Consider the following 13,676-nt stretch of genomic DNA (forward strand, 5'->3'; position numbering starts at 1 on the left):
GGATCCCCGCGAGCGGTCAGCAGATCGTGCCCGGCCCGGCCGCCGTGGCCCGCAGCAGATCCCGGAGGAGCACGAAGTCGATCTTCTCCGGCCCGCGGAAGCGCAGGCAGCCCTTGCCCATGTCCTGGCCCGCCAGCCGTTCCGCGAAGGCTTCGCGGACGTCGCCGCGCAGCAGATAGAAGGAGATGTACTGCTTCTGGCTCGCGAAGCCGATCTCCCCGACGTCGTCCCGCTCGTAGGTGGGCATCCCGTACGCCATCACCTCGGTGAATCCCCGCAGCTCCGTACGGCACAGCTCACGCAGCCGGACCAGAGCCTCCTGGCGTTCCGCGGGCACCTCGGCGAGGTAGCCGTCCACATCTTTCGCCTGGCTTCGCACCATGGCCCGAGCGTACGGGAGATGTCCCGGGCACGTCCTGAGAGGGTTCTCAGGAAACGTTCAGCCCTGGCTGAGCTGCGTTCCAGCGAGGTGAGCGAGCCTCGGGGTGTGCTGGACAGAGTGGAAGCCCGATTGCTGGTCGTGGACGACGAACCGAATATCAGGGAGTTGCTCTCGGCCAGCCTGCGCCTGTCCGGGTTCGAGGTGGTGACCGCGGTGGACGGCCGGGAGGCCGTGCACTTCGCCGAACGCATCCGTCCCGACCTGGTCGTGCTGGACGTGATGCTGCCCGACATGGATGGTTTCGCCGTGGCGGGACGGCTGCGGGAGATGAGCGGGCAGATGCCCGTGCTCTTCCTGACCGCGCGGGACGGCACCGACGACAAGGTGGCCGGGCTGCGGCTGGCCGACGACTACGTGACCAAGCCGTTCAGCCTGGAGGAGGTCCTCGCCCGCATCCGGGCCGTGCTCCGCCGTACCAGGGGAGACCTCGACCTGCCCGTACGCCTCCAGGTCGGTGACCTGGAGCTGGACGAGGAGGCGCACCAGGTATGGCGGTCCGGCGTCCCGGTGCGGCTGTCGCCGACCGAGTTCAAGCTCCTGCACTACTTCATGGTCAACACCGGCAGGGTGCTGTCCAAGGCGCAGATCCTCGACCACGTCTGGAACTACGATTTCGGCGGCGACGCCGGGGTCGTCGAGTCCTACGTCTCCTACCTGCGCCGGAAGGTCGACACGGCCGAGCCCCGGCTCATCCACACCCTTCGCGGGGTGGGTTACGTTCTGCGACCGCCCCACAGTGATTGAACTTTCAGCCGATATTCAGCTTCAGCTGACCCGTTTTTGAGCTTTGTGTGTTCAAATAGACAATGCACGACCCCCGATCACCTCGGAAGCATCCGATGGGCTCGGGCTCGCCTCCAGCTGCGGGGGAGACGAGCCTGACGTAGCCCGCGGATGAGGTCCGAGGGCTGGGCCCCACCGCTTTACCGAGTTCGCCCCCGTAACCCGGTCGAGCGGTGGGGCCAAACGCGTCTAGAGGGGCTCTCGCAGGGCAGGATCGACCGTATGGGTGACAACGACGGTCTTCTGGAGACGCTGCGGGAGCTGCGGCGGCACCTCGACCGCGAGCTGTTCCCCCTCACGATCGGCGACGTGGCGGCCGACCGCCGGGCGCTGCGCGAGCTGACCGGCCAGCTCGACGACTACCTGATCCCACGGCTGAGCGCGATCGACGCCCCGCTGCTCGCCGTCGTCGGCGGCTCCACCGGGGCCGGGAAGTCCACGCTGGTGAACTCCCTGGTCGCCGAGGACGTCTCCGAGCCGGGCGTGCTGCGGCCCACGACGATGGCGCCCACCCTGGTCACCAGTCCCGTCGACCGCGAGTGGTTCACCGCCCAGAACGTCCTGCCCGGCCTGCCGCGCGTCACCGGGAGCGGCAGGGGTGAGCCAGGCACGCTCCGGATCGTCACCGCCGCGGCCGTCCCGCCGGGCCTGGCCCTGCTCGACGCGCCCGACATCGACTCGATCGTCGCCGCCAACCGCGAGCTGGCCGCCCAGTTGCTCGCCGCCGCCGACCTGTGGCTGTTCACCACCACCGCCGCCCGGTACGCCGACGAGGTCCCCTGGGGCTTCCTGCGCTCGGCCAGGGAGCGGAGCACGGCCCTGGCCGTCGTCCTGTCCCGGGTCCCTCCCGAGGCCATGGGCGTGGTGCGCAAGGACCTGAACCGGCTGCTGGAGGCGAACGGCCTGGGCGGGACGCACCTTTTCGAAGTGCCCGAGCTGGTGCTGCCCGACGAGAACGCCCGCCTGCCGCGCCAGGCGGTCCAGCCGATCGCCGACTGGCTCATCGCCATCGCCGCCGACTCCCGTTCCCGCGCCGAGGTGGTGCGGCAGACCCTGTCCGGCGCGCTGGAAAGTCTCTCCACCCGCGTGCCCGCGCTCGCCTCGGCGGTCGACCGCCAGCACACCGGGGCCGAGGAGCTCCGCTCGATGGCGGACGCCGCCTACGCCGTGGGCCTCGCCTCCTTCGACGAGGGCATGCGGGACGGGTCGCTGCTGCGCGGCGAGGTTTTGGCCCGCTGGCAGGACTTCATCGGGACCGGCGACCTGATGCGCTCCCTGGAGAGCCGGGTCGGCAGGTTCAGGGACCGGGTCGTGGCCTTCGTCACCGGGCGGCCCGCGCCCGAGAACGAGCTGCGGACCGCGCTGGAGAGCGGGGTGGAGGCGCTGATCAGGGCCTCGGCCGACGGCGCCGCCGAACGCCTCCTGGAGTCGTGGTCGTCGCACCCCTCGGGACGTGCCCTGCTGGAGCGCGAGGGCGTCGCCGTCGCCGGACGTCTCGGCCGGGCCTCCACCGACCTGCCCGTCAGGGCGGAGGAGGCCGTCAGGGGCTGGCAGTCGTACGTGCTCGACCTGGTCCGCGAGGAGGGGGCGGACCGGCGCACCACCGCCCGCGTCACCTCGTTCGGCCTCAACGGGGCCGGGCTGCTGCTGATGATCGCGGTGTTCGCCTCGACCGGCGGCCTGACCGGCATCGAGGTCGGTATCGCCGGAGGCACCAGCGTGCTCAGCCAGAAGGTCCTGGAGGCCGTCTTCGGCGACCAGGCCGTCCGCGACCTCACCGTCAAGGCCCGTTCCGACCTGCGCGCCCGCGTGGCGATCCTCCTCGGCCAGGACGCCGACCGCTTCACCGACCTGCTGGACGCCGTCCAGCCCCCCGAGGGCACCGCCCCCGCCCTCCGCGCCACCGCCGACGCCGTACGCGAGCACCTGCGCGAGCTCCCCGTCGCGGACCGCCGGGCCGCCCTCCCCGCGGGTTCCGTCCCGATGGCCGTGGGAGAGTCCCGGAGACCACCCGACGGCCTTCCGCGCATGACCGGCACGGGTACGGGAGAGGCGGGCCAGGCGTGAAGCTGCTGCGACGAGAGAAGACGGTCTCGCTGGACGACCGGCTGACGGCGCTGGCACGCGCCGCCGACCTGGCCGACGGGCGGCTGGACGCCGAGGCGGTCGCCGCCGCACGCTCGGTGATCTCCCGCGCCGGGGTACGGGCGAGCCTGTCGGTCGACCACACCGCGGTCGCGCTGGCGGGAGCCACGGGCAGCGGCAAGTCCTCGCTGTTCAACCTCCTGTCGGGCACCTCGCTCGCCACGGTCGGCGTCACCCGCCCGACCACCTCGGCCGCCCAGGCCGCCCTCTGGGAGGGCGCCGGTGCGGGGCCGCTGCTCGACTGGCTGGAGATCCCCCGCCGCCACGAGCTTCTCGACCCCTCCGGCCAGTCCGCCCGGAGCCCATGGCACGAAAACGGCGAGACGCCCCGGCCCGGCATCGGGCGACCGGCTGGAACGGATGTCTCCGAACGGATACCCGGCATGGATGGGCAGGCGCCGGGCATGGACGGGGAGGCCGCAGGGCTGATCCTGCTCGACCTGCCCGACCACGACTCGATCGAGCCGTCGCACCGGCTGGAGGTCGACAGGCTCGTCGAGCTGGTCGACCTGCTGGTGTGGGTGCTCGACCCGCAGAAGTACGCCGACGCGGCCGTCCACGACCGCTACCTCAGGCCGCTGGCCCGGCACCGGGACGTCATGGTCGTCGTTCTCAACCAGATCGACCGGCTCTCCCCGGCCGCCGCCGAGCGGTGCCTGAAGGACCTCCGGCGGCTCCTCGACGAGGACGGCCTGACCGGCGTTCCGGTGGTCGGGGTGTCCACCCGCACCGGCGCGGGCGTCCCCGAGCTGCGCTCGCTGCTCACCTCCCGGGTCGCCGACCGGCGCTCCTGGTCCGCCCGTCTCGCCGCCGACGCGGGCATGGCCGCCGACGCGCTCCGCCAGGCGTCCGGCGTCTCCTCAGGGGAGGACCTTCCCGGCGTCGCGAAGAGGCCGGACGGCCTGGCGAGGTCGCTGAGGGACGCGCTGTCGCAGGCCGCGGGGGTGCCGGTCGTCGTCGAGGCCGTGGCCAAGTCCCACCGGCACCGCTCGGTCGCCGCCACCGGGTGGCCGCCCACCCGGTGGATCCGCCGTTTCAGGCCCGACCCGCTCCGCCGTCTCCGCCTGGACGCCACGAGCCGGTCCGCCGGAGAACCGGTGATACCGGGGAAGCCGGGAGAGCCGGGGAACGTCGTCGGAAGGACGTCCATCCCCGTCGCGACCGTCGTCCAGCGTTCCCGGATGGACACCGCCATCCGCGAGACCGCAGGGGCCGCCGCCGAGGGGCTTCCCGCGCCGTGGGCCACCGCCGTACGGCAGGCGGCGAGGTCACGCGGGGACGAGCTGGAGGACGGCCTGGACCGGGCGGTGGCCACCACCTCGCTCGGGGTCTCCCGGCGGCCCCTGTGGTGGCGGGTGGCCGGGCTGGCGCAGTGGCTGGTGCTCGCGACGATGCTCGCCGGGGGGATCTGGCTGCTCGCCCTGGTCGCCCTCGACTATCTCCGGCTTCCGCAGCTCTACATGCCGACCGTGGGAGAGCTGCCCTGGCCCACCACACTGCTGGCCGGGGGCGTCCTGCTCGGCCTGCTGATCGCGTTGCTCTCGCGCGTGGCCGCCTGGCTCGGCGGACGGCGCCGGGCCCGCAAGGCGGCGAAGGCGCTGCGGGCGAGCGTCGACAGCGTCGGCCGCGAGCTGGTGCTGGATCCCGTGGGGGAGGAGCTGACCCGGTACCAGCACTTCACCGAGGCGGTCACGGTGGCCGGAGACGGGGCTCGCGGGTAGTCGGACGGCACAGCCGTGTGGCCGTGCGTACCAGCCCGGCGAGGGCGAGGGAGCGGCTGTGCGCGGGCCAGGCGATGTGGGTGACGACGGGAGGCGCGTCGGTCAGGGGGACGGCGGTGTGCTCGGCCCACAGCCAGGCGCAGGCGGAGTCGGGGAAGATGGCCACGGTGCGTCCGAGGGCGATCAGCTGGGCCAGCTGCGTCTGGTCGCGGATCTCGGGGCCGGGGCCGGGCGGGTATATGCCGTGGCGGGGCCAGCGGGCGAGCGGAAGGCCGGGGACGTCGCCGATGTCGGCCAGGGACAGGCTCTCGCGGGCGGCGAGGGGGTGCGCGGCGGGCAGGACGGCGACCTGCCCCTCGCTCAGCAGTACCTCGCTGTCGAACCCGGCGAGGGAGTTGAACGGCGCGTGCATGAGCGCCACGTCGGCGCGGCCGTCGCGCAACAGCTCCTCCTGCTCGCAGATGCCGCACGGCAGCACCTCGATCTCGGCGGCGTCGGGCTCGGCCGCGTAGGCGTCGAGAAGCCTCTGCAGCAGCTCGTGAGAACCGGCGGCCTTCACCGCCAGCACCAGGTGACCGCGGGGGCCGCCAGGATCGTCGGCGCCACCGGCGCGACGGGTGCGGCGGGCGGCGGCGGTGGTCGCGTCGAGGGCCGCGCGGCCCTCGTGCAGCAGCACCTCTCCGGCGCCGGTCAGGGAGACACCTCGGCGGTCGCGTTCCAGCAGGGAGACGCCGAGGCGCCGTTCGAGCTGCTGGATCGCCCGGGACAGCGGTGGCTGGGCCATACCGAGGCGCTCGGCGGCGCGGCCGAAGTGCAGCTCCTCGGCGACGGCCACGAAGTATCTCAACTCGCGGGTCTCCAGGGTGTCCACGGCCACAGCGTAATCCAGTGATACCTGCCGGGTATCACAGGGCACCGGATCGGTGTTGGATGCGCCACTCGTCCGAGGGCGACCATCGACGGCATGAGCGAAACGAGGATCGCGCTGGTGACCGGCGCGAACAAGGGAATCGGGTACGAGATCGCGGCCGGGCTGGGCGCTCTCGGGTACCGCGTGGGCGTGGGGGCCCGCGACGAGGCCCGGCGCGAGTCCGCCGTCGGGAAGCTGCGCGCCGCCGGGGTGGACGCGTTCGGGGTGCCGCTGGACGTGACCGGCGACCGGAGCGTCACCGACGCCGCGGAACTCGTCGAACGGCGGGCCGGGCGGCTGGACGTCCTGGTCAACAACGCCGGGATCTCCGGAGAGATGGGGCCGGGGTGGGTGCAGGACCCGACCGCGCTCAACCTCGACGTGGTACGCGCGGTCGTGGAGACCAACGTCATCGGTGTCATCCGGGTGACCAACGCGATGCTGCCGCTGCTGCGGCGCTCGACGTCGCCACGCGTCGTCAACGTCTCCAGTGCCGTCGCCTCCCTGACCCGGCAGGCGGACCCGGACATCGAGGTCGGCCCCGTCATGGCGGCCTACTCGCCGTCGAAGTCGTTCCTCAACGCCGTCACCGTGCAGTACGCCCGGTGGTTCGCCGACACGAACATCCTGGTCAACGCCGCCTGTCCGGGCCTGGTCGCGACCGACTTCACCGGCTTCTTCGGACCCCGTACTCCCGAACAGGGCGCGGCCACGGCGATCCGGCTCGCCACGCTGCCCGACGGCGGCCCGTCCGGTTCGTTCTTCGAGGACGACGGCGTCATTCCCTGGTGACCCCGGACCTGTCGTGACCATGCTGTGAGGCCGCCCTCGCGTCAGGGCAAGTCAGGGCAAGTCACAGGCAGGCCAGTTTGATTTTCCGTGCCTGCCGCCAAACCCCCTTGAAGGGGGCGCTAGGGGGTGAACAAGGGCTGACGGGGTCAAGGGGCGCACGCCACAGTTGCGGTGACGGGGGGCTGGGGGGCGCCGGTGACGGCGTCGTGATGATCCTGTGCGGGTGGTCGATCGGGCGGCGGGGACGTGCGTCCGCGCCCGGCGCGCAGCCCCGGTGAGCCCCATACCGCCGGTATGCCGTGTGCTGCCGGCCAACGGGAGGAGCGACATGCGACGACTATGGAGGAGGGCGGCCTTAGGGCTGGCCGTCTGCGGTGCCATCGGTACCGGCCTGATACCGCAGGCGGCGGGCGCGGACAGGACGGCCGCCGCGGGGGCGGCGGCCTCGGTCATCCCGGTCGCGGGGCTGGAGCGACCGGTGCGGATGGTGGTGGACCGGTGGGGTGTGCCGCACATCTACGCGGAGAACACCGCCGACCTGTACCTCGCGCAGGGATTCAACGTCGCCCGCGACCGGCTGTTCCAGATCGACCTGTGGCGCCGCCGCGGCCTCGGACTCCTGTCCGACGTGCTCGGCCCCGCCTATCTCAAGCAGGACCAGGCGGCCAGGCTGTTCCTCTACCGGGGGGACATGGCGAAGGAGTGGGAGAGCTACGGCCCCGACGCGAAGAAGGCGGCCACCCAGTTCACCGAGGGGATCAACGCCTACGTCGACTGGCTGAAGCGCAACCCGGAGGCGGTGCCGCCGGAGTTCCGTGAGGTGGGGTACGCTCCCGCGCGCTGGTCTCCCGAGGACGTCGTCCGGATCCGCACCCACAGCCTGGTGGTGAACCTGACCTCCGAGGTCGACCGCGCCCGCGCCGTCTGCGCGGGTGGCATCGGCGTCGACCCGCTCGTGCGCAAGCTCCAGCCCGAGTGGAAGACCGTCGTGCCCGACGGGTTCGACCCGTGCGCGCTGCCCGCGGACGTGCTCGGCACCTACCAGCTCGCCACCCAGAGCGTCGTCTTCCAGAACGGTCAGGTCCGTACGGTGCCCGACCCGCCGGGTCCCGCCCTCTCCGAGGGCAGCAACGCCTGGGCCGTCGCACCGTCGCGCAGCACGACGGGCCGCCCGATCTTGGCCAGCGACCCGCACCGGGTGATGAAGGCCCCCGCGCTGCGCTACATCACCCACCTGTCGGCACCCGGCCTCGACGTGATCGGGGCGGGGGAGCCCGCGCTGCCCGGCATCTCCATCGGGCACAACGGGACCGTGGCGTTCGGGCTGACCATCTTCGGCGTCGACCAGGAGGACCTCTACGTCTACAAGCTCGACCCCAACGACCAGGGACGCTACCGGTACGGCCAGGGATGGGAGCGCTTCAGGACCGTCACGGAGAACGTGCCGGTCGCCGGTCAGGCGGCACAGCCCACCGAGCTGTCGTTCACCCGCCACGGCCCGGTCATCAAGGTCGACCGGGAGCGGAACCTCGCCTACGCCCTGCGGTCGACCTGGCTGCAGCCGGGCACGACGCCCTACTTCGGCAGCATGAAGTACATGCGCGCGCGTAACTGGAACGAGTTCACCTCGACGATGCGCACCTGGGGCGGGCCGCCGGAGAACCAGATCTACGCCGACACCGCGGGCAACGTCGGCTGGGTCCCCGGTGGTATGGCTCCCAAGAGGATCGGCTACGACGGCCTGATGCCCGTCCCGGGAGACGGCCGCTACGAGTGGGACGGCTTCCACGACGGCGCCCGCCTGCCCCGTTCCTACAACCCGGCCAACGGGATCGTCGCCTCCGCGAACGAGTTCAACATGCCCGAGAACCACCCGCTGAAGGTCGGGTTCGACTCGTGGGCCTTCCCGTACCGGCACGAGCGCATCGTCGAGGCGCTCTCCTCCAAGCCGCGCACCTCGCTCAAGGACTCGACGGCGCTGCAGAGCGACAAGGTCTCCATCCCGGCCCGCAGGCTGGTGAAGCTGCTCGCCGGAATCAAGAGCGACGAGCCGTCGACGGCACGGGCGCTCGAACTGCTCCGCACCTACGACGCGGTCACGAGCGCGGACTCGGCGCGGGCCGCCCTGTTCGAGACGTGGTTCACCAGCCACCTGCAACCGGCGTTCGCCCGTGAGGTGCTGCCGGAGAACGTGGCGAAGCAGATCTTCATCCATGACCCGCTGCTGCTCTTCGAGGCCATGGACAACCCGGACCAGTGGTTCGGCAGCGGGGGAGCGGCGGTGCGGGATCGCATCCTCCGGACCTCGCTCGCCGCGGCCTACAACGAGCTGACCGTCAAGCTCGGCCCCGACCCGGCCGCCTGGAAGTGGGGCGACATCCAGAAGCTCACGTTCGGGCACCCGACCGGCAAGGACGTGGGCCCCTTCCCGCGCGGTGGTTCCTGGAACACCGTGGACGCGTCGAACTACCTGCCGTTCACCTACGCCCCCCTGTCGGGCGCCACGTTCAAGATGGTGCTCGACGTCGGAGCCTGGGACAAGTCTCAGGCGATCAACGCGCCCGGCCAGTCGGGTGACCCGCGGAGCCCGCACTACAGCGACCTGGCGGGGCAGTGGCAGCGAGGGGAGTATTTCCCGCTGCTCTACAGCCGCGCCGCCGTGGAACTCAACGCGAAGGACCGGTTCCTGCTCACCCCGGGTCGCTAGATGATCCTCTGATCTGGACGACCCTTTGAGATCGAGCGCCTCCTGGGCGAAGGGAGACGGACCCTGAGAAGGGATTCCGGTATCCGTCTCGCAGGAGGCGCTCATCCGCGTCCGCTCTCACTGCCGCGCGGCACCGCTCCGAGCCGGTCGCGCGTCATGTGGGGGAAGCGCGTCAGGGGGTGAGATTCACGTAGTAGCTCGAATAGCCGTTCAGGTCGATCAGCCGGGTGCCGACGAGCCTGGCGGAGGTGCTGCCGATGTTGACGCAGGAGTCGAAGGCGTTCTGGTAGACGTACATCGGGCCGTAGGCGCCGGTCCAGACGGCGCCGTTGGCCGCTTCCGCGTAGTAGGAGGCGTAGCGGTTGCCGGTGTTGAGGACGAACGCCTCACCGCCGGGATCGATGGGCCACCAGCCCCGGGTGCCCCACTGGCCGTAGTCGCGGCAGCCGTCGGGGCTGTAGAACATGATCGCGACCCACACCTTGGAGGTGTAGCGGTTACGGAAGTGCAGCTGCATCCCTACTCCTCCGGCTCGGTGAATCGCAGGGCGAGGGGCCTGTCGTCGATCGGCTCTTCGGCCAGGGGAGGCAGGTGGTCGTCGGTCTTCGCGACCACGGCGGCCCGGTCGGCCGCTCCCGGTCGCTCGTTCGTCTCGCCCGTGTTGGCCGACGCCGCGTCCGCGAACGCCACCCGGGGATCGGGAGGACGCTCAGTGCCGTTGTCAGGCATGTGGCTCACCTACATTCGTCGAGTTCGTAGAGTGATCGCCTGACAACATACAGTCACCTCCAAGGGCATGTAAAGAATCGTTTTCACTTCCGGTCGCACAAAAGGGCAGGTAGAGCTGTCCCCGAGAGGGTGGCGGGCCAAGGGGCGTCGCGCGGCCATGGGCGAACCGTGCCGGACCCTCGCGGGAACGTCGTCAGCGAGCTCCGGGAGCCCGGCCGGGGAAGAGGTCGTCGTTCCTCAGGGTGGTGAGGAAGGCGTTCCACTGGTGGGGGGTGAGGATGAGGGCGGGGCCGTTTCGGTCCTTGCTGTCGCGGACGCCTCGGTGTCCGCCGGACAGCTTCGCGACCTCTACGCAGTCGCTCCCGTCATGACCGGACAGGCTGGATTTGCGCCACTGGAGCATGTCGTCTTCTCCTGGATGACGTCGTGGGGTCAGATGAGCTCGCCGTTCTTCAGGGTGGTGAGGAAGGCGTTCCACTGGTGGGGGGTGAGGATGAGGGCGGGGCCGTTTCGGTCTTTACTGTCGCGGACGCCTCGGTGTCCGCCGGACAGCTTCGCGACCTCTACGCAGTTGCTTCCGTCACCACCGGACAGGGTGGACTTGCGCCACTGGGTGTTGTGGAGTTCCTGGGTGAGGTCGTCCATCTCCGCATCGCCTCCTTGATCATGCTGAGTGACTCGCGTCGGGGCAGGGCATCCGACCGGATCACGCTGTGCCTGAATGCTAGCCCTTTCACCTCCTCAGGCCGATCGCTTACTCGATCCCCGGTGCTTTGGGAGTCGATGTAAGCCACTGGAGGCGCTCCTCCGGGCATGCTCGCGATGACGAAGCCACCGAGCAGGCCGACAGTACTGTAAGCCGCGTAGGGAAGCACCTGAAGTGATATGTATGGGCTTTCCCCAAGCTCCAGAAGATGTTGGAGCTGACGCCTCATTGTTTCCGCGTCTCCTACCGGCCGATGTAAGACACTCTCGTCCAGCACCACCCACATCATGGGTGGTCTGAGCCTTTTAAGGATGTTCTGCCGGTCCAATCGAGCCCCCAAGCGTTCTTCCGCCTGCTCCTCGGTGGTGTCCGGCTCATTACGGATCAGGGCCAGGGCGTAGCTCTCCACCTGTAGCAAGCCAGGGATCATGGATAGCTCCCAGGTGTGCAGGGCCTCCGCCTCGCGTTCGAACTCCAGCCAGGGGCGGAACCAGAGGGGAAGCTGGGTCGCGGCGCGGTTCAGGCGGTCGAGCAGGTTCGTGAGCTCCGATCCCGTGTTGAGGAGGTGGTCCGCTCCGCGTGCCAGCTCCAGGGTCGGCGCTCGGTGGCCATTCTCGATCATGCTCAGCTGGCTGACCGACATGTGGAGCGAGAAGCAGAGTCTTTGCTGGGTGAATCCCGCCAAAAGTCGGAATTTGCGTAGCTCTGCACCGAACTGAATGCGCGGGGACGCGTATGGATCCTGTTCCGAGGGGGCGTTCATTTCCGGGCTCCTCTCGTGGGGTGCGGCCCATTGTCCTGGGAATTCGCCTGGCCGCGCGAGGGGGTTCCCACGATTGTGAACACATCGCGAACACGATTCCCCGCCCCGGTTTCCCAGCTGTTCGCGACCGTCTGAGAGCCACACCGCTATCTCGGCCAACGGCCCGGACAAAACGGAGAACCAGCCAAATTCAACCGGAAGAGGCGGCCCAATGCCCCCAAAGATCTTTGACAAGATAAACCTGCCCGGCAGTCCCGAATTCGCCTCGCGGGCGCGTGGCGACGAATGACATCGCGAGGTCGCGGCTGGCGGCGGCACCGTCGAGCCCGGGCCGGGCGGGAGCTTCGTCGCTTCTGCTATAGTGCATAACGCAATATAGAGGAAGGCATCACTGTGGCGCGACGTCCTGATCTGGTTGGCCTGACCGTGCTGGCCATGCTCTCGGTGCGCGCCAGTCACCCCTACGAGCTGCACCGCTTCATCGTCGACACGCACAAGGACTACGTGACGGGGCTGCCCAGGAGCCTCTACCACGCGGTCGAGAAGCTCGCCGGTGAGGATCTGATCGTCCCGGTCGAGACCAGCAGGGACGGCCGCCGACCGGAGCGTACGGTCTACGAGATCACCGACGAGGGGCGCGGAGAGCTGTCGACCAGGCTCCGGGTGCTCCTTGAGAGCCCCGGCCCCGACCGCCGTACGTTCACCGCGGCCGTCTCCCTCGTCGGCGCCCTGCCGGTGCCCGACGCGCTGCGCGCCCTGCGTGCCAGGGCCGCGACGATCGAAGGGCTGGTGGCCGGGATGGACGCTCACCTGCGCGCCATGAAGGACGGCGGCCTGCCCGACATCCTGATGATCGAGGTCGACTACGAGCGCACGCTGAACGAGGCCGAGCTGACCTGGGTGCGGCGCTTCGTCGCCCGCCTGGAATCCGGGGAGCTCGACTGGTCGGGCATCGTCAGGCAGGGCCCGCTGTCGCGAATGTTCGACGAACCACTCGACCAACCATGAGAAAGCGGCTGCCGGGGTGCGTCAACACCCCGGCAGCCGGATCCCAACAAGGCGCCTGCCCTGTCCGGACTCACAACCTCCAGGATAGGCGCCGCGACCATGAGGAACCGCGCCATGTCCGTGAACACGGAGATCACCGGCCTGCTCACCCGCCTCGCCGAGGCGTGGAACGCGGGCGACGCCACCGCCTACGCCGCCCTCTTCACCGAGGACGCCGACTACATCGCCTTCAACGGCACGCACAGTGAGGGGCGGGCGGCCATCGAGTCCTCGCATCGCTGGCTCTTCGACGGCCCGCTCAAGGGCTCCACCATGTCCGCCCCGGACGGCCGGGTCAAGGTCAAACCGCTGGCCGACGCGGCGGTCCTGGTGATCTCGGGAGGCGGCACCGACCTGGCGGGCGAGCTTCGCGCGTCGATCGTCTCCTTCACCGCCGTCAGCACGCCCGAAGGGTGGCGGTTCGCCTCCTTCCAGAACACCAGGGTGGCGCGGTGACGGGGCGGAAGCTGCTCGTCGAGGTCGTCGAGGCGCCGGTCGCCGTGGTCTTCGACGACCTGGCCCAGGTGTTGTTGCCCGGCGATCGGCGCACCGGCCGTTTCACCGTCGAGGACCTGCCCGGTCACACCTCCGCCGTGGAGGTCGCCGGTCACACCATCTCCCTTCAGGGCGGCTGGTGGTACCGGGGCGAGTGGAGCGTCGAACCGCACCCCCGGGGCGCGCTGCTCGTGCACCGGGTCTTCAACGTCGCGCAGTGGATGCGGTGGGGCGTGCCGCTGGCCAACCGCCTCTTCATCGGCTTCGCCGACAGGACGAGGCAGGGGTTCGCCGAGGGTCTCGTCCAGACAGGACGGCGCCTGGGCTGTTCCACCCATCTGGCCTGATCGATCCGGCGACTCCGCGCGACCTCACAGGACGCCATCAGGGCGCGGCCGGGCCGTAGCCGCGCCCTGGCGGCATGGGCGGGAGGCTC

15 protein-coding genes are annotated in these 13,676 nt (G+C 70.3%); 8 read left to right on the forward strand and 7 right to left on the reverse strand.

From position 1 onward, the window contains the following. Window positions 1-16: 16 nt before the first annotated feature. Window positions 17-382, reverse strand: a complete 366-nt coding sequence (locus ACW9TB_RS19185; RefSeq protein ID WP_472749370.1) for an iron chaperone — start codon at window positions 380-382, stop codon at window positions 17-19. A 105-nt stretch (window positions 383-487) separates the two neighbouring features. Between ACW9TB_RS19185 and ACW9TB_RS19190 the strand changes: the two genes are divergently transcribed. The 3 genes from ACW9TB_RS19190 to ACW9TB_RS19200 all read left to right on the forward strand — a co-directional run bounded on the left by ACW9TB_RS19190 (window position 488) and on the right by ACW9TB_RS19200 (window position 5,091). Continuing rightward, on the forward strand, window positions 488-1,186 hold the full coding sequence (locus ACW9TB_RS19190; RefSeq protein WP_329086815.1) for a response regulator transcription factor: 699 nt from the start codon (window positions 488-490) through the stop codon (window positions 1,184-1,186). 261 nt (window positions 1,187-1,447) lie between these two features. Next, a complete protein-coding gene (locus ACW9TB_RS19195) occupies window positions 1,448-3,292 on the forward strand; it encodes an ABC transporter (RefSeq protein WP_472749371.1) in 1,845 nt (614 codons plus the stop codon). Then, the gene (locus ACW9TB_RS19200) at window positions 3,289-5,091 is read left to right on the forward strand and encodes a GTPase (protein WP_472749372.1); all 1,803 of its coding nucleotides are present in this window, start codon (window positions 3,289-3,291) and stop codon (window positions 5,089-5,091) included. Before ACW9TB_RS19195 ends, ACW9TB_RS19200 begins: the two co-directional genes overlap by 4 nt. Here the strand turns inward: ACW9TB_RS19200 and ACW9TB_RS19205 are convergent. After that, window positions 5,060-5,962, reverse strand: a complete 903-nt coding sequence (locus tag ACW9TB_RS19205; RefSeq protein WP_472749373.1) for a LysR family transcriptional regulator — start codon at window positions 5,960-5,962, stop codon at window positions 5,060-5,062. The two genes, ACW9TB_RS19200 and ACW9TB_RS19205, sit on opposite strands and share 32 nt — an antisense overlap. A gap of 93 nt (window positions 5,963-6,055) precedes the next feature. Here ACW9TB_RS19205 and ACW9TB_RS19210 point away from each other — a divergent pair, with 93 nt between their 5' ends. Further along, on the forward strand, window positions 6,056-6,793 hold the full coding sequence (locus ACW9TB_RS19210) for an SDR family oxidoreductase (RefSeq protein ID WP_472749374.1): 738 nt from the start codon (window positions 6,056-6,058) through the stop codon (window positions 6,791-6,793). A 328-nt stretch (window positions 6,794-7,121) separates the two neighbouring features. Further along, window positions 7,122-9,500, forward strand: a complete 2,379-nt coding sequence (locus ACW9TB_RS19215) for a penicillin acylase family protein (RefSeq protein ID WP_472749375.1) — start codon at window positions 7,122-7,124, stop codon at window positions 9,498-9,500. Window positions 9,501-9,672: 172 nt separating this feature from the next. Here ACW9TB_RS19215 and ACW9TB_RS19220 read toward each other — a convergent pair whose 3' ends face one another. The 5 genes from ACW9TB_RS19220 to ACW9TB_RS19240 form a co-directional block, all read right to left on the reverse strand. After that, window positions 9,673-10,017 (reverse strand): DUF1036 domain-containing protein, encoded by a 345-nt coding sequence (locus ACW9TB_RS19220; RefSeq protein ID WP_472749376.1) that lies wholly within the window; start codon window positions 10,015-10,017, stop codon window positions 9,673-9,675. A 2-nt stretch (window positions 10,018-10,019) separates the two neighbouring features. Further along, a complete protein-coding gene (locus ACW9TB_RS19225) occupies window positions 10,020-10,229 on the reverse strand; it encodes a hypothetical protein (protein WP_472749377.1) in 210 nt (69 codons plus the stop codon). Window positions 10,230-10,422: 193 nt separating this feature from the next. After that, window positions 10,423-10,632 (reverse strand): DUF397 domain-containing protein, encoded by a 210-nt coding sequence (locus ACW9TB_RS19230; protein ID WP_472749378.1) that lies wholly within the window; start codon window positions 10,630-10,632, stop codon window positions 10,423-10,425. Window positions 10,633-10,661: 29 nt separating this feature from the next. Continuing rightward, on the reverse strand, window positions 10,662-10,874 hold the full coding sequence (locus tag ACW9TB_RS19235) for a DUF397 domain-containing protein (RefSeq protein ID WP_472749379.1): 213 nt from the start codon (window positions 10,872-10,874) through the stop codon (window positions 10,662-10,664). Continuing rightward, window positions 10,793-11,698 carry a helix-turn-helix domain-containing protein gene (locus ACW9TB_RS19240; RefSeq protein ID WP_472749380.1) on the reverse strand — a complete coding sequence of 302 codons (906 nt, stop codon included), beginning with the start codon at window positions 11,696-11,698 and terminating at the stop codon, window positions 10,793-10,795. Before ACW9TB_RS19240 ends, ACW9TB_RS19235 begins: the two co-directional genes overlap by 82 nt. Window positions 11,699-12,091: 393 nt before the next feature. Between ACW9TB_RS19240 and ACW9TB_RS19245 the strand changes: the two genes are divergently transcribed. The 3 genes from ACW9TB_RS19245 (at window position 12,092) to ACW9TB_RS19255 (ending at window position 13,587) form a co-directional block, all read left to right on the forward strand. Continuing rightward, entirely contained in the window at window positions 12,092-12,706 is a 615-nt protein-coding gene (locus ACW9TB_RS19245; RefSeq protein ID WP_472749381.1) for a PadR family transcriptional regulator, read from the forward strand. 114 nt (window positions 12,707-12,820) lie between these two features. After that, complete coding sequence (locus ACW9TB_RS19250) at window positions 12,821-13,201, forward strand: SgcJ/EcaC family oxidoreductase (protein ID WP_472749382.1); 381 nt, start codon at window positions 12,821-12,823, stop codon at window positions 13,199-13,201. Beyond that, entirely contained in the window at window positions 13,198-13,587 is a 390-nt protein-coding gene (locus ACW9TB_RS19255; RefSeq protein ID WP_472749383.1) for a hypothetical protein, read from the forward strand. The genes ACW9TB_RS19250 and ACW9TB_RS19255 overlap by 4 nt, the downstream gene beginning before the upstream one ends. The last annotated feature ends 89 nt before the right edge of the window (window positions 13,588-13,676 follow it).

The organism is Streptosporangium sp. H13245 (assembly GCF_055690525.1).